We start from the raw sequence: 21,648 nt of genomic DNA, 5'->3' as shown, positions 1-21,648 counted from the left end.
CCCACCACCTTTAGCCCCATTCACCTGTTTGGACCATAGGCTCAAACACTTTACAGCCCAAAAATCTTCTTCATTCCTTTCAGCAGGGGATTCTTTGTATGGTCCTTCCACTGGGAAGCGATGAAGTCTTCGGGCTTCCGGAAGCCTATGCCGTAAGCGAAATACATGGTACGGCAGGACGTATTGATGAAGGCCTCGGTCTCCTGGATAAGGAAATTCCGGTCCCGTTCCGACAGGACGAAGCCATCGGTGTGGCAGAATTCATCGAGGAGACCATTGATCCGGTCTTCGAATCCTTCCTCCGCCATGCGGTCTGTGATGTAGCTGGTGAAATTCGGATAGTACCGGTACCAGGCCTTTTTATTTTTCGGATCGAATATGGCCCACTGCCGCATGAACATGTGCATTTTCAGGTACAGCCGCTGGGACAGGGGGAGATCCTCCTCCCGGAGGAAATGGATGGCCTTCCCCGCCCGGATGAGCCGCACCATGGGCCGGCTCCGCATGATACCCCGGTATACATCATCCTTCAGTTTCCTGTCCTGCCACATGTAGGACGCAAAGAAGGACACCATGATGGCCCGAAACAGGAGGTAATGGTAGAAGAACCGGGCACCGCCGGGGGTCATCTCTTTTCTGGCAATGAAAGGAGTGACTTCCGTAAGGGGCATAAGGATCTGGGCGCTTTCCGTCACGAGGCCTCCCTGCTCCATGCCCAGGTTCTCGCAGATGCACTGTTCCAGGAGGAAAGGAATCTTTGTCTTCGTCCTGTCATGGAACCGGGAATCGCAGAAAGAAAGGGCTTCCATGAACCGAAGGCTTTCGTCTTTTACCATTTCCAGGTACCCCTTCGTTTCTTCCGTGAAATCATCGGCCAGGGAAGACAGGTTCGTGCCGGTTTCCCCGGAAAGGAGGGTAAGGAGAGGAATCACTTCGGCTCCGGTCATAGTAAAAGGTGGTTTAAAGGGCAGGAGCGCCTTCCGCACTCCGTCGAATTCCTCGCTGAAGGACCGGGTAATATCAAAATCCAGGTTATCCTTCATGGTACTTTCCAGGAAGGGGGACTGCCGGCTGTCTTCTTTCACCACCGTCGATGCCAGTTCCAGCCGGAAATGGACGTACTTCCGGACGATGCTGTTCCGGACCTTCCTGTTTTCCGCAAAGGGAAGTCCCTTCTTCCGGAAAAGGGCAAACAGGGCCCCGTCCACGGTGCTGCCATGGACCGCAAAGCTCTGGCAGGCCAGTGGATAGAACCGGCGGCTCATGCGGTCAAGCAGGAGCCGGGCAATCTGTACTTTCTGCTCTCCCATCTGTTCATCATGCATGAAGGTCACCTTCCTTCGAGGAAAATGAAAGGAAATTTCTTTTATTATACACCAGAAAGGGGAGGCAGTGGGTTGGATAGAGGCTCACCAGTTGAACAGAAAATATTTCCTGCCGGCAGCCAGGAGTGAGGAGTGAGGAGTGAGGAGTGGATGTGGCGGCGCACAAATTATATAGCGCCGCGAGTTTTGTAATCAGCGGCAAAGCCGCAAAATATATAATCTGCGGCGCTTCCAAATTTTGTGCGCCGCGCCACCCCCTCGGGCGAAGCCCGTTCCCCTTTAGTCACTTCAGCCACTTTAGCCACTTTGACCGTACCCGCATTTAAACCAAAAGAACTCTAACCATCAACAACTCGCAATACTGAAATATTCCATGTTCCTATGAATATGTTTATGCACACTAAGCGAGCACCTTAAAGCCCGGCCGAAGGACATTCATCTCCAAGGGGGAACGCTTTTGATGGATAGCGTCACTTTGCTGGAGACGTCAGACGGTCAGACTTCTGATGCCAGACTCCTTATGCCGCTTCGCGGCTATCCATCCCCCGGCCTTTGGCCGTCGCCGTTTGGCTTAAAAGGAAGGCGCCTTAATGGGCAGGCTAAGCGCCTTATTTATGCCAAACTTGAATGTCCTATGCAGGACATTCATCTCCAAGGGGGAACGCTTTTGATGGATAGTGTCACTCTGCTGGAGGCGCCAGACGGTCAGACTTCTGATATCAGACTTCTTAAGCCGCTTCGCGGCTATCCATCCCCCGGCCTTTGGCCGTCCCCCTTCTCCAAGGGGGAACGCTTTTGATGAATAGAGTCACTAGCATGGGGCTGTTAGTTTCTAGCAGCCAGCTTTCAGGAAAGAGGACCAGCCTGCGTCGCTTCCCGCCATATTTTTGTCAGCCATTCATGCCGCAGGCGGTAGAGCTTTCCTGGCTGCCAGAAGCTAGAAGCTAACAGCCCCCGACGAAAATGACTCTATCCGTCAAATTCCCAGCAAAAAAGCACCGCCGGAGCGGTGCTTTTTTTATTGTTCTTATCCTTTATGGTGTTCAATGGCTGCTTTCACCAGTCCCACGAAGAGGGGATGGGGGCGGTTCGGGCGGCTCTTGAATTCCGGATGGGCCTGGGTGGCTTCGAAGTAGGGATGGTCCTTCAGTTCGATGGTTTCTACGAGGCGGCCATCGGGGCTGGTGCCGCAGATGGAGAGTCCTGCTTTTTCCAGTTCCGGACGGAGGGCGTTGGATACTTCGTATCTATGGCGATGCCGTTCGTATACGATTTCCTGTCCGCCGTAGAGCTCCCGGGCTTTGGAGCCTTCTGCCAGTTTGCAGGGGTAAATGCCAAGGCGCATGGTGCCGCCTTTTTCGGTGACATCTTCCTGGTCAGGCATGAGGTCGATTACGGGGTACGGTGTTTCTTCATCAAATTCTGTGGAGTTTGCGTCTTTCATGCCGCATACGTCACGGGCAAATTCGATGACCGCGCACTGCATGCCCAGGCAAAGTCCCAGGAAGGGGATGCCGTTGGTCCGGGCGTAGCGGATGGTGTCGATCTTGCCTTCCACGCCCCGGTAGCCGAAGCCTCCCGGTACGACGATGCCGTCGATGCCTTTGAAGACTTCCCGGAGGTCCGGTTTTTCTTCTTCCAGGACTTCCGAATTGATCCAGTGGATTTTTACCTTTGTGCCAAAGGCGTAGCCCGCATGGGACAGGGCTTCTACTACGGAGAGGTAAGCGTCGTGAAGTTCCACGTACTTGCCTACCAGGGCGATGTCCACTTCCTTGTCAGCAGACAGGATACGGTTCACCATGGCTTTCCAGTCCTTCATGTCGCAGGGGCTGTCGTCGAGGCCCAGTTTTTCCAGGGCGATACGGTCGAGGCCTTCTTCCTGGAGGAGGAGGGGCACTTCGTAAATGCTTCTGGCGGTGAGGTTATTGATGACTGCTTCCGGTTCCACATCGCAGAAGAGGGCGATTTTTCTCTTCATGTCATCCGGCAGGGCTTTCACCGTACGGCATACGATGATGTCCGGTTGGATACCAATGGAACGGAGTTCCTTGACGGAGTGCTGGGTGGGCTTGGATTTCAGTTCGTCCGCTGCTTCGATGTAGGGCACCAGGGTGACGTGGATATAGAGTACGTCATTCCGGTTCGGTACGTCTTTCTTCACCTGGCGGATGGCTTCCAGGAAGGGCAGGGATTCGATATCCCCTACGGTGCCGCCGATTTCGGTGATCACGATGTCCGCATTGTCGTTGCGGCCTACCCGGAGGACCCGGTCCTTGATTTCATTGGTAATATGGGGAATGACCTGGATGGTGGAGCCCAGGTATTCACCCTTTCTTTCCTTATTGATGACGGACTGGTAAATCTTGCCGGTGGTCACGTTGGAAGCCTTGGACAGGTTTTCATCGATGAACCGTTCATAATGGCCAAGGTCCAGATCCGTTTCCGCGCCGTCGTCGGTGACGAAAACTTCACCGTGCTGGTAAGGACTCATGGTGCCGGGGTCGATATTAATGTACGGGTCAAATTTCTGGATGGTGACTTTGTATCCCCTGTTCTTCAGAAGTCTTCCGAGGGATGCGGCTGTGATGCCCTTGCCCAGGGAAGAAACAACGCCGCCGGTTACGAAGATGTATTTAGTCATGGGACCTCCTTATGAAATGGATGATGAAAGATGACAGAAGAAACTCTCTAATATACGGTGTAAAGATAGTCAGGAGTGAGGAGTGAGGAGTGATGGTGCGGCGCACAATTCATATAGCGCCGCAAATATACTATTCTCACTCCAATACTGCCTAAATAGCTTTTAAATTCTTCAAAAAAGAAGAATTTATCAAAATTCATGCCGCTATATGAATTGATGCGGCATACCACCACTCCTAACTCCTCCCTCCTAACTCCCCACTAATTGATTGTGTGATATTTCCATACCGCCGGAGCAGCTGGTTTCACATGTGTTCCGGTGCGGAGATACCGAGGATGGTGAGGGCATGGACCAGGATGTACTGTACTGCCGTAATGAGGCCCAGCCGCGCCTGGGTGAGGTTGTCCCCCACGCCGAGGATCCGGCATTCCCTGTAGAAATGGTGGAACAGGGCTGCCAGTTCATAGGCATATTTCGCAATGCGCTGGGGTGCCCTTTCCGCAGCAGCTCCGGCTACGAGCTGGTGGTAGTTTTCCATCTTCTTGATGAGGTCCAGTTCGCATTCTTCTTTCAGGGCTGTGAAATCGGTATGTTCAAACTTTCCATCCCATGCTACGCCGGCTTCCTTTGCCTGGCGGAACAGGCTGTGGATACGGGCATTGGCATACTGGATGTAGTATACAGGATTTTCATTGGAATGTTTCTTTGCCAGGTCGATATCGAAGTCCATCTGGGAATCCAGGGTCCTGGCGCAGAAGAAGTAACGGGCTGCATCGGTGCCTACTTCGTCCATGAGCTCCCGGAGTGTCACGGCCTGGCCGGTACGCTTGGACATCTTCACCGGCTGTCCGTCCCGGAGGAGGGTCACCATCTGGAGAAGCATGACTTCGAAGTCATCGGGGTTGTAGCCCAGGAATTTCATGGCTGTCTTCAGGCGGATAATGTATCCGTGGTGGTCGGCGCCCCAGATATCGATGAGCTTGTTGTAGCCTCGGCGGATCTTATTGCCCACGTAGGCAATATCGGAACAGAAGTAGGTGGGCACGCCGTTGGTCCGGATCACTACCCGGTCCTTGTCGTCCCCGTTCTTCGTGGTCCGTAGCCACAGGGCGCCATCCTTTTCGTACAGGTTATCTTCGTCCTTCAGCACCTTAAGGGCTGCCTTTGCCTGGTCGGGGTACAGGGATTTTTCAGAGAACCAGTTATCGAAATCCACGTTGAAGTCGTGGAGGTCCTTCTTCAGGGCTGCCAGCTTTTCTTTGAGTCCCAGTTCCTTGAAAATGGAAAGCCGTTCCTTTTCATCCATGTCCAGGTATTTCTTGCCGTCCCTTTCCAGGATGTGCCGGGCGGTGTCGATGATGTCCTGGCCATGGTAGCCGTCTTCCGGAATTTCTGCATCGATACCATTGAGCTGGAGATACCGGGCATTGATGGATTCTGCCAGGTGGTCGATCTGGTTGCCCGCATCGTTCACGTAGTATTCGGAATAAACGTCATATCCCGCTGCCCGGAGCAGGTTCACCAGGGCAGAACCGTAGGCTGCCCCCCGGGCGTGGCCGATGTGGAGGGGCCCCGTGGGGTTGGCGGATACGTATTCCACCAGGAACCGGTCTTTCTTATCCTTCGGAAGGTCTCCGTAGGAAGGACCGGCGGCCAGGATATTCTTCAGTTCCTGGTACACCGTATCCCGGGCCAGGAAGAAATTGATAAATCCGGCGCCTGCAATATCCATGCGGGTCACCAGGGGGGTATCGATATGTTTCACCACGGCCGCTGCAATCTGCCGGGGTGCTTTATGGGCCGTCCTTGCCCACTGCATGGCGGCATTGGTGGAATAGTCGCCGAATTCTTTTTCCTTCGGCACTTCCAGCCGCTGTACAGGAGCGTAGTCGCCTTCCGGCAGTTCGCCGGCTGCAACGGCTGCGTCCTTTGCTTTTTCAATGATTTCTTTCAGTTCTTCTCTGACTTCCATGAATACTCCGGATCCTCCCGCACATCTACAATAATTTCATTCAAATGGGTAAAGAGACCTTCCAGTTCCACATCGTAGGACAGGCGCATGCGCCCCTTCCCGGCGGTGATGGAATTCTCGATTTCCCTGGTCATCACAATGACCTTCAGGGTGCCCATGGGGGTCTCATAGTTCGATATGGACCGCTCCCCCATCCGATATTCCTGGTTCTGCAGGAATTTGCCTTCCCGGATCAGGTTCACATGGTCTCCGTACATGCGAAGGGTGGTGGTGGTGCCTTCCATGCCGGCCAGCTTCGTTTCCCGGTAGGTGACGTACTTCATATCCCCCTCTTCTCCGTAGAGTCCCGGAGTTTCCAGGGAGATTTTCTCGTCCTTCCCGTTCTCGTCCCGCTGCAGCGAGGTCACATTGATAATGACATGTTTTTCCAACCCATCGCCTCCCCGCTTTCTTAATTACTTCTCTCATTATATCATAGAAATTCCCCAGTCTTTTGAGGAAATCCATGAAAATACAATACTGTTAATTATAGCACGGAAAAGAAGGAAGGGGCAAGGAAATAGTGGGATAGTATGATGACAGCATGCTGATGGATAGAGTCACCGGCATGGGGCAGCTAGCTGCTAGCTGTTAGCTGCCAGGAAAGATGATCCGCCTGCGGCGCTTTTGCATGATGACGGTCAGAGCCACTTGCACGGAGCTCCCGACTTTCGATATTTCCAACATGATCCCATGCCGTAGGCTGGCCAGCTTTCCTAACAGCTAATAGCTGGCGGCTAGCAGCCCCCGCACCAATGACTCTACCCGTCAGCGCCCAAACCGCTGAATTCCATAAACAAAAGAGCCACCTTTTTCAGATGGCTCTCTTTATTTATTTTTACTATATATACAGTATGCACTTACTTGGCCTTCGATGCCAGTCTCCGGGCTTTGTAGGCTTTCAGCTTGGCATCCCGGATAGAGAGGTGGTTGAAGTACTTCTTCGTCTCCGCCACGATGACGCCGGACAGGCCCAGGAGGGCAATGAGGTTCGGGATAGCCATGAGGCCGTTCACGATATCCGCCAGGGCCCAGATGGCTTCCAGTTTGAGGAAAACCGCAGAAGCCAGGACAATAATATAGCCGATACGGTAAATGGGAATGGTCTTTGTCCCGAAGAGGTATTCCCAGCACCGTTCACCGTAATAGTTCCAGCCGATGATGGTGGTGAAAGCAAAGAGGGTAAGGGAAATGGTGAGAATGAAGGGTGCCAGGCTTCCATAGCTGGTGGCGAAGGCAGCCTGTGTCATTTCCGCACCGTTTGTGGTGCCCGTCCATACACCGGATACGATGATGGTGAGACCGGTGAGTGTGCAGATGATGATGGTATCGATGAAGGTACCGGTCATGGAAATCAGTCCCTGTTCTGCAGGCCACTTGGTCTTTGCTGCGGCCGCCACGATCGGTGCAGACCCCAGGCCGGATTCATTGGAATAGAGGCCCCGGGCGATACCGCTCCGGATGGTAAGCATGAGCCCGGCTCCTGCAAATCCGCCGGCTGCAGCGGTGCCGTTGAAAGCACCGGTGATGACTTCAGAAATGGCATGGGGCAGTTCCGATGCATTCATGCCCAGGAAAATGACGGTTACCACGAAGTAGATCACTGCCATGGCCGGCACGATTTTGGAAGCGGTCTTGGAAATGGACTGGAGTCCGCCGAAGGTAATGATGGCCACGAGGATGGTGATGATGGCACAGGTAATGTAGGTGGATACACCAAAGCCCGCATTGATGGAAGCGGTGATGGCGTTCATCTGGGTGGTGGTGCCGCTGCCCAGCATGGCGGTCATAATGCCGAAGAGGGCAAAGGCAATGGCCAGGGGTTTCCATTTCTTGCCGAGCCCCATTTCAATGTAGTACATAGGGCCGCCGGCAATGTTTCCGTCGGCATCTACCTGCCGGAATTTCACGGCCAGGCAGCCTTCGGAAAACTTGGTGGCCATGCCGAAGAATGCGGCCAGCCACATCCAGAACAGGGCGCCCGGGCCGCCAAGCTTGATGGCCGTGGCCACGCCGACGATGTTGCCGGTGCCTACAGTCGCCGCCAGGGCGGTGCAGAGGGCTTTGAAGGAATCAATGTCCCCGTCCCCCTTATTCCGGGCGAAGAATATGAGCTTCAATGCCCGTGGAAGCTTCATGACCTGCAGGAATCCCAGCCGGCAGGACAGGAATACGCCGGTCCCCACCAGCAGGATCAGGAGCCATGGGCCCCACACGATACTGTCGATCTGGTTCAATACATCTACTAACATATACATTCCTCCCATCTTACCCGGATCTTTTTACTCCCCAAAAGATCCTCTACCAGGTGGTATCGGAAAGACAGCCATGGTCCTGGCTGCCAGGGAATCACTGATGCAGCTGCCAGGGAAGCACTGATTAAATCGTTATCAGATTTCATTCTTGGAATTTTATGCAATGCGAGGAATAACTCGACGCGAATAGCGAGATATTTAAGGAGAGTTATGACGAAGCAGTGCATAAAATTCCTTATGAAATCTGACTCTGCGAATTAATCAGCGCTTCCCTAGATTTCCAGCCATCAGCCATTCCCTGGAACCGGGACAGGAAAGACGTCCTTCCTTTACCCACCAAAAAACCGCCGGCTCAGGAAAACAAAACAGAGCCGGCGGTCATTGATTTCAATCACCGCTCGGCTCTGTCCTTTTGCCTGAGAGATTACAGCCGGGGAAATCCCCTGCCTGTGCACCTTCGGCGCCCGGGAACGGCCCGGGGCTCTCCAGAGTTCTGTCCGCATGCAGTTTCGTGTCCTTTCGAACGCCTGATAGTGTTACTCCTTCGGCAGGCCCATGTTACCGGCCTTTTTCCGCATGCATCATCCACTTATGAAGTTAAGGCTATTATAAACTAACCTTTTGAAAGAAACAATCCCTCTTTTTGATTAGTTTATGATAAAAAGTGTATACTCATTAATCCTTTTCCGTAGCATTCACGGTAACTGCCACAGCGGCATCGCCGGTAATATTGAGGCAGGTACGGAACATATCGAGCACTCTGTCGATGCCCGCTACCAGGGCCAGCCCTTCCATGGGAAGACCGACGGACTGGAGCACCATGGCCAGCATGATGAGGCCTGCGCCGGGGACGCCGGCGGTGCCGATGGATGCCAGGGTACCGGTGAGCACGATCATCATCATCTGGTGGGCCGTGAGGTCGATACCGAAGACATTAGCAATGAACAGGGAGCAGATGCCCATGTACAGGGCGGTGCCATCCATATTGATGGTGGCGCCCAGGGGCAGTACGAAGGAAGCAATATCCCGCTTCACTCCCAGTTTGGACTGTACGTTCTGCATGTTTACCGGAAGGGTACCGGCGGAGCTGCAGGTGGTAAAAGCGATGGCCATGGCTTCCGACATGCCCCGGAAGAAGGTGATGGGGCTCATATGGGCGGATACGCCGGCCAGGGAAGAATAGACACAGACCGCATGGATTACGCTGCCGATGGCCATGCAGACGATGACCGAAAGAAGGGGCAGGAGCACCTTCGGACCATTCTGGACCACCACCGGAAGGAGGAGGCAGAACACGCCGATGGGGGCCGTCTTCATGACCATGCCGATGATCTTGTAGCAGACTTCGGCACAGGAATCAAAGAAGGAAATCTGGATTTCCGCCCGCTTCCCGCCGACCGCAATGATGCCGGCGCCCCAGAACAGGGCAAAGATGATAACCGGCAGGATGTCCGCCTTCGCCATGGAAGCAATGGGATTCGAAGGAACCATATTCACAAAGACCTGCATAATGCTGGGCGCTTCTTTGACCTTCGGCGCCGCCGCATCCATGGGCAGGGCCATGCCGATACCGGGATGGATGAAGCCGGCCACCGCAAAGCCGATGATAATGGCAATGGCCGTGGTCACCATGTAGAGGCACAGGGTCTTAATCCCGATGCGTCCCAGTTTCTTCATATCCCCCATGGAGGTCATGCCTACCACCAGGGAACAGAAGACGACGGGGACAATCATCATTTTGATGAGGTTAATAAAGATGGAGCCGATAGGGGCGATCCACATTTTTACCGGAGCCGCCGCCCCGTCTCCCAGGATCAGTCCTACAACAACGGACAGAACCAGGGAAAGAAAAATTTGTACAGACAGATTCATATCTTGCCCTCCCTTGAAATACACCTGAGTGTTTATTTTATTATAGTATATTCATATTAAATAACCAATAGATTTGTTAAAGTATCCATGCAATTCTATATATATCAAAATCAAATAATCAATAAATTATGGTATGCATAACATCTGAATTATAATTCATGGAAATGGTTTATTTTGGTTATCAATAGATGAAGCTGCCGCTTCGCGGCAAAAAGAAAGAGTTGAGAGTTGAGTGAAGAGAGTTGAGGTTCTGGTCCTGAGGCCCGGGGATAGCGGTTTGGGATGATTACGGCTGGAGTCACTCCCATGGGGCCTGTCAATTGAAAGCTACCGGTATCTTATCTCAAACATATTTGTGTTAATGACTGACATGGACATTAGTGTGCCAGTTTGACAACCCACCGGAATTAAACACAATAAACTCTAATCTCACCATGTCATCTCGAGCGGTGGCAAGGGAACTGGATTCACAGGGAGCCGCAGGCGACTGAGAATCCAGTGACACGCTTCCTCCGGTGGTAAGCACCATAATGATGAAAAACATAAAAATCGAATGTGAGATAGAGCCCCGAGATCCCTCAGATAAGTATCTCTGACGGTTTTACGACACTGACTGCGGTCCCCCCTCTATTCCCGAACGCAAGAAAGATTTCGGGGCTCATCGCAGCTGTAGCGATTTTAACTACACAATCACTTTGCATGCTGCCACCGCTCGAAATGACGTTATGGGGGAAGCCCTACCTGCAATTATTACCACCTCAAGACCCAAGGCTGAAGGCTCAATGTTTATGACTTATCCGTAAGCATGCAAGACTGTAATTTATATTAAAATGCGGCGCCCTATAATCTGTGCGCCGCACCACCACTCCTCATTCCTCACTCCTAACTCCTCATTAATAGCCGCAAGCTTATCACCCATATTGGTACTATATTTTCCCCACTCAAAAACGGCATCCCGGAGGATGCCGTTTCAGGTAAGGGGAATCAGATTCTTGCAGAATCGTCAGCAGTTTCTGCAGCCACTGCTTTTTTTGCTGCTTTTTCCTTCTGGATCACTTTCTGGAAGGAGAAGACTTCTTCTTTAATAACCGGGGAGAGAACGAGGATGGAAATCAGGTTCGGGATAGCCATGAGGGCGTTTGCAATATCGGAGAGGTTCCATACCAGGTCCAGAGTCTGGGTGGCGCCGACGAAGACCACCAGGGAGAAGACTACCCGGTAAATGATGTTGTACTTATGGGTGCCCCAGAGGTATTCCCAGGCTTTTTCACCGTTGTATTCCCAGCCGAGGATGGTGGAATAGGCGAAGAGAATGATGCCGATGGAAACGATGTAGGTGCCCAGGGCTCCCAGATGGGTGGAGAAGGCTGCCATGGTGAGACCTACGCCGGTCAAAGGCTTGCCGTCAGCGCCCATGGTGCCGAGAACGCCGGAAGACGCAATAGTGAGACCGGTGATGGAGCATACGATGATGGTATCGATGAAGGTACCGGTCATGGAAATGTAACCCTGACGGGCCGGACGGTCCGTGGTGGAAGCGGCTGCAGAAATGGCTGCAGAACCGAGGCCTGCTTCGTTGGAGAAGCAGCCGCGGGCTACGCCGAAGCGGACTGCATTCATAACGGAAACGGTGATGGTACCTACCACGCCGCCTTCTACAGCGGAGGGATCAAAAGCCATCATAATAATGAGGTACAGGCCGTGAGGAATGTTTTCGTAGTTAATCGCAATGCAGGCCAGGCCGGCGAGGATATAGAAAGCAGCCATGCCCGGAACGACAACGGAAGAAACTTTGGAAATAGAGGTAATGCCGCCTACGATGACTGCCAGGGTCATAACGGTGAGTACGGCGCCTACCACGGTGTTCGATACGCCGAATGTGGTATTGATGGCGGTGCTGATGGAGTTCGCCTGGGTCATATTGCCGATACCGAAGGAGGCAATGACAGCGAAGAAAGCGAAGAGTGTGCCCATGACGACGCCGGCTTTATGGTTCTTGAAGCCGTTCTTCATGGTGAACATGGGGCCGCCCTTCATTTCGCCCTTGGCGTTTACTTCACGATACTTGAAGCCCAGCATGCATTCGGAGAATTTCGTGGACAGTCCGAAGCAGGCGGACAGCCACATCCATACCAGGGCACCGGGACCGCCGGCAAACATGGCCGTAGCCACGCCTACGATATTACCGGTACCGATGGTAGCAGCCAGGGCCGTCATGAGGGCCGAGAACGGAGATACGTCGCCGCTTCCTTTGGAAGTGGTCCGGGAATCGTGGCAGAAGACGCTCTTCAGTGCGTAAGGCAGGTTCCGCCAGGTCAGAAAATGAAGGCTCACGGTCATATAAATGCCCGTGCCTACGAGAAGGCAAAGCATGACAGGTCCCCATACGAACCCGTCAATGGTACCTACAAGTTGATTGATTGCCGCCATGTCCATAATCATGTCCCCCTTGTTTCCCGTAATTGTTCTTATAAACAAAAAACCGCCGCACTCAGCCTTAATAGGACTGATGCTGGCGTTTACTTGTAACAGAAAACACGGGAGTTACCCATGTGCCAGCCCTGTCCTTTTGCCTGAGAGATTCGAGATTTCTACGGGTGAAATCCCTTTACACCTTCGGCTCCCAATTGAATGGGACTCTCCAGAGTTGTGTCCGTATGCAGTTTCGTGTTCTCCTGAACGCCTGATAGTGTTACTCCTTCGGCAGACAGCCCTTTGACTGTCATTTTTCAGCATACATCATCCACCGGTATGGTATGGTTTCCCATACGTTTCTCCATCACTTCCGATTTGTCTGAATTCCCTTGGAAAGGTGATTTAATCAAATTATACACTGTCGTCAGAAAAATGCAATATTTCCATTTATATCTGTTTTTCATGGGTTTCCTCGTTTTTTATCCATTTTACGCATAGATGGGAGGAATCAGCCGCTTCGCGGCTAAGATTTGAGAGTTGAGATTTGAGATTTGAGGTCCCGCGGCTGCGCCGCAGATCTGCCTGTTCGTGTGTAGAGTCATCAGCACAGAGCTGTTAGCTTTTAGCTACTAGTGCCTTGTCTCAGTCACATTTGTGCTAATGATAGCTTAATTATATGATAACTTAGTAATAGATTCGCAAGTGGAAGCTCCCCCATAACGTCATTTCGAGCGGTGGTAGCATGCAAAATGATTGTACAGGTAAAAATCGCTACAGCTACGATGAGCCCCGAAATCTTTCTTGCTTTCGGGAATACAGGGCTTTTTTTACCGTGCTTAGCGTTGTAAGACCGTCAGAGGCATCTATCTGGGAGATCTCTCGACTCTATCTCACATTCTATTTTTATATATTATATCATCACGGCGCTTACCACCGCTCGAGATGACGAGTTAGATTCAGAGTCTGCAGTATTTAAAATCGGTATACAACAGTACTGATTCTTCTTTCTCCAACATTAACCATTATCCCAAATGTGATTGAGATGCATCACTAGAAGCTAACAGCCCCATGCCGGTGACTTTATCCATCAGCATGCAAATCCGCCGCAAAGCGGCTTAAGGAGTCTGACATTTGAAGTCTGACCGTCTGACGTTTCCAGCAGAGTGATGCTATCCATAAAAAGCGTTCCCCCTTGGAGAAGGGGGACGGCCAAAGGCCGGGGGATGGATAGCCGCGAAGCGGCGGAACCTCAATTCTCTTACCTCAAATCTCAATTCTTCCTTTTTGCCGCAGGCTATCCAGCTCAAGGCCCAAGGCTAAATGCTCAAAGCTCGTGACTCTATCCATACGCCAGAAAAACTGTAATTTATATAAAATTCGCGGCGCTATATAATTTGTGCGCCGCACCATCACTCCTCATTCCTAACTCCTCATTCCTAACTAAAGCCCAAAACTTTTGCGTTCAAAATAGGACTCCCTATACTATGGAATTGTGAACAAACAATATTTACATTTTAATTGATTAAAAGTGTAAAAAATGCTATGCTGATGCCAAGGAGGAAATCAGCATGGTTAAAGAAGTCCCTGTAGATAAAATCAATAAGATGCTTCCACTGCTTAACGAGGCGCAGAAACGAGTATATCTGGCCTCTGAAGCCGAAGCACTCGGCCACGGTGGAATTACTGCTATCAGCAAAGCCACTGGCGTATCCCGGGTAACCATAACGAATGGCATAAAAGATCTGAATTCTGAACATCCCTATTTATCTCAAGATGCACCTTCCCCTCGTATCCGAAGGGAAGGCGGCGGTCGTAAGCCCATAGAGGTTACTCAGCCGGGAATTATAGAAGCACTTGAAAGCCTTATGGAAAATTCCACTTTTGGAGATCCCCAAGGACCTTTGCGTTGGACGACAAAGAGCCTGCGTAACCTCGAAGCGGAAATGAATGCCCGTGGTTATAAGATTAAATATCGTAAAATCGGATACCTCTTGAAAGATATGGGTTACAGCCTCCAAATCAATCAAAAAATGAACCAGGTTGGAAGTCAGCACCCAGACAGGGACGCACAGTTCCGGCACATCAACGAAACTGCTGAAGAATACATGGAAAACGGGTTTCCTGTTATTTCCATAGACTGTAAGAAAAAGGAAAACATTGGAAATTTCAAAAATAGCGGAGCCGAATATGCCAAAAAAGGAAATCCGGTAAACGTTCTTGACCATGACTTTCCTCTTCCTGACAAGGGAAAAGCTGCTCCTTACGGCGTTTACGATATTGCAGCCAATGAAGGGTTTGTGAATGTGGGAGTAGGCTCAGATACTGCGCAGTTCGCAGTGAATTCGATCCGCTCCTGGTGGGATGAGATGGGTAAACCACGATATCCTGAAGCAACCCGTCTGTTAATTACGGCAGATGGTGGTGGAAGCAATGGAAGCCATAGCCGGCTTTGGAAATTTGAGCTGCAAAAATTTGCTGATGAAAGTGGCCTTGAAATCGAAGTCTGCCACTTCCCGCCCGGAACATCCAAATGGAATAAAATAGAGCATCGACTATTCAGCCAAATTACAAAGAACTGGCGAGGCCGTCCTTTGGAAACGCTTGAAATTATCGTTAATCTGATCGCTTCAACAACTACCGATAATGGGCTTGTGGTTCGGTGTAAAGCGGATACCGCAGTCTACCCTAAAGGCACTAAAGTTTCTGACAAGGAATTTGCTGGCATTAATCTGCTAAGAAATGAATTTCATCCTGATTGGAATTATGTCATCAGGCCATCATATGAATAGCTTAATAATGCACAGATCCTATTCGTCCCCCTTACATAGTTTTTACGTTTCTGTTACAATAGGTTAAATAAAAGATAAACGGTTTTATTATATATATCTTCTATGAGGTCAGACATATGGATGAATACAAAACCCAGCGCCTGGCGGAAGCGGTGATTCGTGAAAATCCGAGCCGCCGGATCCTTGATTTTTCCATGGACGGAGAGAAATACTGGATCAAGCGAAAACTGGGGAACGGACGGAACCAGCTGGTCAAATATTCGGTGGAAAAGGAATTTTATTATGAAATCGCCCGGATTACCATTGCCGGTGAGAAACACCCGGAGCTGGTGCCGAAGATCGTGCTGCTGGAGCCTTCCTACATGGTCACCCTGGATGGCGGCCCTACGTTGAAGAATATTCTCACCTCCAGGCGGAGCGAAGAAGAAAAAGAGGATATCCTGGAGCAGACCGGCGCTGCCCTGGCTGCCCTCCACAGGGACGGCATCATCCACGGCCGCCCGGCGCTTCGGGATATCACCTGCCGGGACGGGAAACTTACATTTCTGGACTGGGAAAACCGGCTGTACGTAAAGTCACCGGAAGAACAGAGAGCCGTAGATTTCCTGCTTCTCCTCCAGGGGATTTACCGGGAAAATTTTGATGAGGAAAAGGGGCGCATCGAAGCCCTGGAACGGGGATACTTCGAGAATGGCGGCAAAGAAACCATAGAAGAAGCCCGCCGGTTCCTCTCCCGCCACCGCATCATCGGTTCCATGACCCATTTCCTCTCCCCCTTTCGGATGAAGGATATCGAGTCTGTGAGAAAACTGTATGACCACTTTGCCTGAAAAGACTGCTTTCGCAGTCTTTTTTAGTTAGGAGTTAGGAGTGAGGAGTGAGGAGTGAGGAGTGAGGAGTGAGGAGTGAGGAGTGAGGAGTGAGGAGTGAAGGTGGCGGCGCACAAAGTTTAAAAGCGCCGCCATTTTTAAATTTACTTTACTGACGCTTTCTGAAAGTATTTTTATTCCGGCTTATTTCCGGTTTCACTTTTATGAAGGAAATTTTCGTAAAACAGGTAAGGAATATATTTTTACCCTTTTCCAGCAAACTATAATACGCAATACAAGTGATAAACTATATCTAAAATTTGCGGCGCTATATGAATTATGCGCCGCTACCACCACTCCTCCCTCCTCACTCCTAACTCCTCACTACTTTCTTCTCTCTCCTCACTTCCCTGCATCTTGCCTTGCCAAAGTCCCCTCTTGCCCGAAGTCCGGTATCCTTTTATACTTAGAGTGAAGTATTATGTAGGAGAGGATACCATGCTGTTCTTAGAGCAGGAAAAGGAAAAGCTCACAGACTGGTGGGCGGACATTTCACTGAAGGAAATTTTCATCTATTTCCTCAGCGCCTTTGTGCTGCTCGCACTGGTTACCGGCTGGTATGATTTTCTCGGGGTCTCCGGGCTTTTTAAATGGTACCGTTTCGGCCGGAACATGGGAGAATGTTTCCTCCTTCTTTTCTTTACCCAGCTCATGACAAGGAAAAGCCTGCTCCACCCTTTCTGGCGGATTGGGTACATTCCTTTCTTTTCATGGATTCTCATCTTTCCTTATGTCCTGATTCATGCGCTGAACGGTATGAAGGATCCCACCTTCAATCACCTGAGCCCCTATTTTCTCACTTCCATCGATTCCCTGCTCCTCATCTTCTTTATTATGAACGTGATCTGCCGGGTTTATGTGGGAAGAAAACTGGCCACCCTCATCTGCCTTTGTGTGGTCTGCTTCTTCTCCTTCACCGCTTTTGTCTTTATTACGCACTATGAATTTCTGGGCATCATGATGAGCGCCCGGGAAATCTTCTTCGCCCTCATGGATCCTATGAAATGGTTTCACCGGATCCTGCTCCACCACATCGGTGTCCCCCGGCTTCTTGCCATGGCGGCGGGCCAGGTACTTTTCGTGGTGCTCTATGCCAAATGGATTTACAACAGTGCTTACCACCTGGATCCGAAATGGATCCGGGTGTCCGGAAAATCCTATTCCCTGGTTCACCGGATTCTCCAGTTCCTCGTATTTTTCGGCTGTCTCTGGCTCCTCATCCGCTGGATCACCGAATGTTTCCCGCTCCATGATTATGAAATGGCCCGGCATTATAAGGAATATATCGAATTCATACAGAATTCCAAATTTTAAGGAACCGGGAAAAAGGCGGGCTGCTGCCCGCCTTTTGAATTGGACGGGAAATTGGCCATACAGCCGGGGCCTTGTGCCGGCCAGCCTGCGGCGCTTATCCATCAGGTATATCCAACTGTTTTCCATGTCGTAGGCTATTGATCTTTCCTGGCAGCTAACAGCTAAGAGCTAGAAGCCCCCGCACAAACGCCTCTATCCGTCAGCATCCCCCTGCGGCAAAGCCGCTGAACCTCAACTCTCAACTCTCAATTCTCAAATCTCAATTCTTTATTTATCCATAAGAAGGTCCTATCCATGTCAATATCCAATTCTTCCCTTTCCATCCGGGACAAGATGAAACTCATCCTGGACACCGGCCAGCTTATGATGGAAAGCGGTGCCGGCAGCAAGCGCATCGTCCGGGACATGCTCCGGGCTGCTGCGTGCCTTGGCATTTACTGGGAGGACGTGCAGATCCATATTACCTACTCCACCATCATGATCAACGTGGACGATGGGAAAAAGACCCATACCATGTTCCGCAAGTGCTACCGCCACGGCGTGAATATGACCACCATCCTCCAGACCAGCGAAGCCAGCTGGGAAGCACTGTACAAGAATGATTCCTATGATACATTCAGGCAGCACCTGGACTATATCCGTCACAATTTCGGAAACCGCATTTATCCGGAGTGGATGGTAATCCTTGCCATCGGCCTCGCTTCCGCTTCTTTCTGCCTCATTTTCGGCGGCCACGCCGTGGAGGCCCTCTATACCCTGCTGGCCGCCATATTGGGGGCACTTGTAAAATTTGTCTGCACAAAGCTGGAAATCAACGGGTACATCACTATTGCGGCCTCCGCTTTTTCCGCTACCCTCATGGCTTACCTCACCATGTACCTGCCGGGGGCCATTAACCCCTTCCTTCCCATCGTGGCCTGTGCCCTGACTCTCATACCGGGGGTCCCCCTGATTAACAGTGTGGACGATTTCCTGAATAACTACCTCACCTCCGGCATGACCCGGCTCACCCATACCATCCTCATCATGCTGGCCATGACCTTTGGCATCGCCGGAGCCGTAGGCATCACTGACGTTCCCAGTTTCACCGCCGTCCCTATCGCCCCGGAATCCCTGTACATGGCCCAGGCCCTGGCGGCAGCCATGGCGGCTTTCGGATTTTCGGTCATGTTCAATGTGCCGAAGCGGTATATTATCGCCGCCTGCCTTGGCGCCATACTGACTGTGGATACCAGGGATATTCTCATGGTGAAATTCAATATGGGCATGGCCAGTGCTTCCTTCTTCGGTGCAGCGGTGCTCTCCATTTTCTATTTCTCCTCCTCCCGCTTCTTCCATGCCCCGGTTTTCGTGGTCACCATTCCTGCCATTATCCCCCTGATTCCCGGGGTACTGCTGTACCGCTTCCTCTTTGCCATCATCGATATCAGCCATGCCAGTATGGATGAGCTCCTCACGGCCTTTCAGACCGGCGTAGAGGCCATGCTCATCCTCCTGGGTATTTCCCTGGGCGCCACGCTCCCCGATGCCATCGCCCACCAGTATATCGAACGGTCCCGGAGAAAGAATCTCCAGCGCCTCCTGGAGCGGCGGGGCGAAGATAAGGCAGATGCCAAAGACGCAGCGGACCTGGACCGGGCCAGCACGAGGGGGTAAATGATAGAATTGAGATTTGAGTTTTGAGAATTGAGGTTCCGCGGCAGAGCCGCAGGTTGGCATGATGATGGATAGAAGCACTGGCATGGAGCTGCCAGCTTTTAGCTTCTAGCAGCCAGGACGTCAGACATCCAGACGGCAGACTTCAGACAGGTTCCGCGGCTTTTGCCGCATCCACCCAACAATCCATCCTGCACCTTTGGTGCGGCCCTTCTCCAAGGGCCTGCATGCTGGGGTATTATCAGACACTCATGTTTGTACCTTTATGAAAATAACCGCCAACACCTGCCCTGTGAGGAAAGATAGGTATGTTTCATGCAGGAAATCTTTAGCTTTCATAATTTCTTTCAATACATACCGGTGGTGCCACTTTAACGAACACCCTCCGTCGCCTTCGGTGCCACCTCCCCCCCATAGATGGAGGAGGTCGGATTATTATATAAATTGCGGCGCTATATGAATTGTGCGCCGCCTCCACCACTCCTCACTCCTCACTTCTCACTCCTAACTTTTATATCTTTCAGCCTTTTTCTCGATTCATCCGTTTCATACGCAAAAAAATCCCCTATCCTGCCGGAATTCAGAGGAGCAGGATAGGGGTTGTTTCTCACTTCCGAAGAAGTGAGGGGGGACAACGATATGGAGGTGAACCTTCAAGGTTCATCATGTCCCAGCCGGGAAGGGGTTTTCAGATATGAGCTTTGACTCCTTCTTCTTTAGCAGCGAGAGCTGCCTTTTCAGCTTTTTCCTTAGCAAGGACGCCCTGGAAACGGACGACTTCTTCCTTGATGACAGGAGAGAGCACCAGCAGGGAAACGAGGTTTGGAATTGCCATGAGTGCATTGGCAATATCGGAAAGGTTCCACACCAGATCCAGGGTCTGGGTAGCGCCTACATAAACAACCAGGGAGAATACAACTCTGTAAACCATATTGTACTTATGGGTGCCGAAGAGGTATTCCCATGCTTTTTCACCGTGATATTCCCAACCGAGGATGGTGGAGAAAGCGAAGAGGATGATACCGATGGCTACGATATAAGTACCGATGACACCGATGTTGGAAGAGAAGGCAGCCATGGTGAGGGCGATGCCTTTCAGAGGGGTGCCGGCAGCATCTGTGGTGCCAAGGACACCGGAGGAAGCGATGGTCAGACCGGTGATGGTGCAGACAACGATGGTATCCCAGAAGGTACCGGTCATATTGATATAGCCCTGACGGACCGGATCATCGGTGGTAGCAGCGGCAGCGGTGATAGCTGCAGAGCCAAGGCCTGCTTCATTGGAGAAGCAGCCACGGGCAACGCCGTAACGCATGGAGTTCATGACGGAAACTGTGATGGTACCAAGTACGCCGCCGCCAACAGCCTGCGGATCGAAGGCCATCATGAAAATCAGGTACAGGCCATGGGGTACGTTCTGGATATTGAGAAGAATGCAGATGACACCAGCAATGATATAGAATACCGCCATGCCAGGAACAACAACAGAGGAAACTTTGGAAATTGTCTTGATACCACCAACGATGATGATCAGGGACAGGATGGTAAGAATGACGCCGCAGACTTCAAGGGGTACACCGAAGACTGTCTGTACGGCTCCGGAAATGGAGTTTGCCTGGGTCATGTTGCCGATACCGAAGGAAGCGATGACAGCGAACAGTGCGAAGAGGAAGCCCAGTGTACGGCCGGCCGTTTTATTCTTGAAGCCGTTCTTCATGGTGAACATGGGGCCGCCCTTCATTTCACCCTTTGCATTGACTTCACGGTATTTAATAGAGAGCATGCATTCGGAGAATTTTGTGGTGAGACCGAAGCATGCGGAAATCCACATCCATACCAGGGCGCCGGGGCCGCCGGAGAACATAGCCGTAGCTACGCCGACGATATTGCCGGTACCGATGGTAGCAGCCAGGGCTGTCATCAGTGCGGAGAATGGAGAAACATCGCCCTTGCCTCTCTTTGTGGTGCGGGCTTCTTTAGAAAGAACACTGTGGATTGCATAAGGCAGGTTCCGCCAGGTCTGGAATTTCAATAAACAGGTAAGGTACACACCGGTACCGACGAGGAGCACCAGCATTACCGGGCCCCAGACTATGCCGTCAATTGTATTGACTAGCGAGTTGATTGCAGCCATGTCCATAATAATATCCCCCTTACTCTTGACCCGTATTTTCTGAGAATAAAAACAACCGCCGTTCTCAGGCCCTTTGGTGAAGTAGGTTCTGAGGCTGGCGGTTGTATGTATGTATGCATCCATGCATGCAGAGGGGGTTACCCTATTGCCAGCCCTGTCCTTTTGCCTGAGAGATTCGGGATTTACGGGTGAAATCCCTTTACACCTTCGGCGCCCAATTGAATGGGACTCTCCAGAGTTGTGTCCGTACACAGTTTCGTGTTCTTCTGAACGCCTGATAGTATTACTCCTTCGGCAGGCAGCCTTTTCGCTGCCATTTTTCAGTGTACATCATCCACCGTATTTTGCTTTTTTGGTTCCCTTC

Annotated in this window: 12 protein-coding genes and 3 riboswitches; of the genes, 4 read left to right on the top strand and 8 right to left on the bottom strand. The window is 51.4% G+C overall.

Going from position 1 to position 21,648, the window contains the following annotated elements:
- Nucleotides 1-50 precede the first annotated feature (50 nt).
- The 7 genes from ACFWUL_RS10855 to ACFWUL_RS10825 form a co-directional block, all read right to left on the bottom strand.
- Entirely contained in the window at nucleotides 51-1,325 is a 1,275-nt protein-coding gene (locus ACFWUL_RS10855; protein WP_416177300.1) for a hypothetical protein, read from the bottom strand.
- A 1,027-nt stretch (nucleotides 1,326-2,352) separates the two neighbouring features.
- Complete coding sequence (locus ACFWUL_RS10850) at nucleotides 2,353-3,969, bottom strand: CTP synthase (protein WP_297016716.1); 1,617 nt, start codon at nucleotides 3,967-3,969, stop codon at nucleotides 2,353-2,355.
- Nucleotides 3,970-4,273: 304 nt separating this feature from the next.
- Nucleotides 4,274-5,941, bottom strand: a complete 1,668-nt coding sequence (argS, locus tag ACFWUL_RS10845; protein ID WP_297023535.1) for an arginine--tRNA ligase — start codon at nucleotides 5,939-5,941, stop codon at nucleotides 4,274-4,276.
- Entirely contained in the window at nucleotides 5,920-6,372 is a 453-nt protein-coding gene (locus ACFWUL_RS10840) for a DUF1934 domain-containing protein (protein ID WP_416177299.1), read from the bottom strand. The genes argS and ACFWUL_RS10840 overlap by 22 nt, the downstream gene beginning before the upstream one ends.
- A 468-nt stretch (nucleotides 6,373-6,840) precedes the next feature.
- Nucleotides 6,841-8,232, bottom strand: a complete 1,392-nt coding sequence (locus tag ACFWUL_RS10835) for an alanine/glycine:cation symporter family protein (RefSeq protein ID WP_416177298.1) — start codon at nucleotides 8,230-8,232, stop codon at nucleotides 6,841-6,843.
- Nucleotides 8,233-8,629: 397 nt separating this feature from the next.
- Nucleotides 8,630-8,734, bottom strand: a riboswitch (glycine riboswitch).
- Between the two features lie 176 nt (nucleotides 8,735-8,910).
- Entirely contained in the window at nucleotides 8,911-10,107 is a 1,197-nt protein-coding gene (locus tag ACFWUL_RS10830; RefSeq protein ID WP_416177297.1) for a dicarboxylate/amino acid:cation symporter, read from the bottom strand.
- A gap of 984 nt (nucleotides 10,108-11,091) precedes the next feature.
- Nucleotides 11,092-12,543 carry an alanine/glycine:cation symporter family protein gene (locus ACFWUL_RS10825; protein ID WP_416177296.1) on the bottom strand — a complete coding sequence of 484 codons (1,452 nt, stop codon included), beginning with the start codon at nucleotides 12,541-12,543 and terminating at the stop codon, nucleotides 11,092-11,094.
- Nucleotides 12,544-12,658: 115 nt separating this feature from the next.
- Nucleotides 12,659-12,762: riboswitch (glycine riboswitch) on the bottom strand.
- Between the two features lie 1,328 nt (nucleotides 12,763-14,090).
- Between ACFWUL_RS10825 and ACFWUL_RS10820 the strand changes: the two genes are divergently transcribed.
- From ACFWUL_RS10820 to ACFWUL_RS10805, 4 genes are all read left to right on the top strand, one after another.
- Entirely contained in the window at nucleotides 14,091-15,311 is a 1,221-nt protein-coding gene (locus tag ACFWUL_RS10820; protein ID WP_416176758.1) for an ISAzo13 family transposase, read from the top strand.
- A gap of 116 nt (nucleotides 15,312-15,427) precedes the next feature.
- Nucleotides 15,428-16,141: a hypothetical protein gene (locus ACFWUL_RS10815; RefSeq protein ID WP_416177295.1), complete on the top strand. Its 714-nt coding sequence runs from the start codon at nucleotides 15,428-15,430 to the stop codon at nucleotides 16,139-16,141.
- 477 nt (nucleotides 16,142-16,618) lie between these two features.
- A complete protein-coding gene (locus ACFWUL_RS10810) occupies nucleotides 16,619-17,494 on the top strand; it encodes a hypothetical protein (protein WP_416177294.1) in 876 nt (291 codons plus the stop codon).
- Between the two features lie 294 nt (nucleotides 17,495-17,788).
- Nucleotides 17,789-19,150 (top strand): threonine/serine ThrE exporter family protein, encoded by a 1,362-nt coding sequence (locus tag ACFWUL_RS10805; protein WP_416177293.1) that lies wholly within the window; start codon nucleotides 17,789-17,791, stop codon nucleotides 19,148-19,150.
- A gap of 688 nt (nucleotides 19,151-19,838) precedes the next feature.
- Here the strand turns inward: ACFWUL_RS10805 and ACFWUL_RS10800 are convergent.
- Nucleotides 19,839-21,290: an alanine/glycine:cation symporter family protein gene (locus ACFWUL_RS10800; protein ID WP_416177292.1), complete on the bottom strand. Its 1,452-nt coding sequence runs from the start codon at nucleotides 21,288-21,290 to the stop codon at nucleotides 19,839-19,841.
- Nucleotides 21,291-21,428: 138 nt separating this feature from the next.
- A riboswitch (glycine riboswitch) is annotated at nucleotides 21,429-21,530 on the bottom strand.
- Nucleotides 21,531-21,648: the final 118 nt, after the last annotated feature.

Origin of the sequence: Dialister sp. (genome assembly GCF_047832375.1) — a bacterium.
In the GTDB taxonomy this organism is placed as follows: domain Bacteria; phylum Bacillota; class Negativicutes; order Veillonellales; family Dialisteraceae; genus Dialister.
The sequence above is the reverse complement of the archived record's forward strand: the minus strand, read 5'-3'. Positions and strand labels throughout refer to the sequence as shown.

Coding starts and splice junctions, on each gene's coding strand:
- ACFWUL_RS10835 (WP_416177298.1), bottom strand. CDS start 8,232: ATGTTAGTAGATGTATTGAACCAGATCGACAGTATCGTGTGGGGCCCA.
- ACFWUL_RS10800 (WP_416177292.1), bottom strand. CDS start 21,290: ATGGACATGGCTGCAATCAACTCGCTAGTCAATACAATTGACGGCATA.
- ACFWUL_RS10830 (WP_416177297.1), bottom strand. CDS start 10,107: ATGAATCTGTCTGTACAAATTTTTCTTTCCCTGGTTCTGTCCGTTGTT.
- ACFWUL_RS10855 (WP_416177300.1), bottom strand. CDS start 1,325: ATGCATGATGAACAGATGGGAGAGCAGAAAGTACAGATTGCCCGGCTC.
- ACFWUL_RS10810 (WP_416177294.1), top strand. CDS start 16,619: ATGCTGTTCTTAGAGCAGGAAAAGGAAAAGCTCACAGACTGGTGGGCG.
- ACFWUL_RS10850 (WP_297016716.1), bottom strand. CDS start 3,969: ATGACTAAATACATCTTCGTAACCGGCGGCGTTGTTTCTTCCCTGGGC.
- argS (WP_297023535.1), bottom strand. CDS start 5,941: ATGGAAGTCAGAGAAGAACTGAAAGAAATCATTGAAAAAGCAAAGGAC.
- ACFWUL_RS10825 (WP_416177296.1), bottom strand. CDS start 12,543: ATGGACATGGCGGCAATCAATCAACTTGTAGGTACCATTGACGGGTTC.
- ACFWUL_RS10820 (WP_416176758.1), top strand. CDS start 14,091: ATGGTTAAAGAAGTCCCTGTAGATAAAATCAATAAGATGCTTCCACTG.
- ACFWUL_RS10805 (WP_416177293.1), top strand. CDS start 17,789: ATGTCAATATCCAATTCTTCCCTTTCCATCCGGGACAAGATGAAACTC.
- ACFWUL_RS10815 (WP_416177295.1), top strand. CDS start 15,428: ATGGATGAATACAAAACCCAGCGCCTGGCGGAAGCGGTGATTCGTGAA.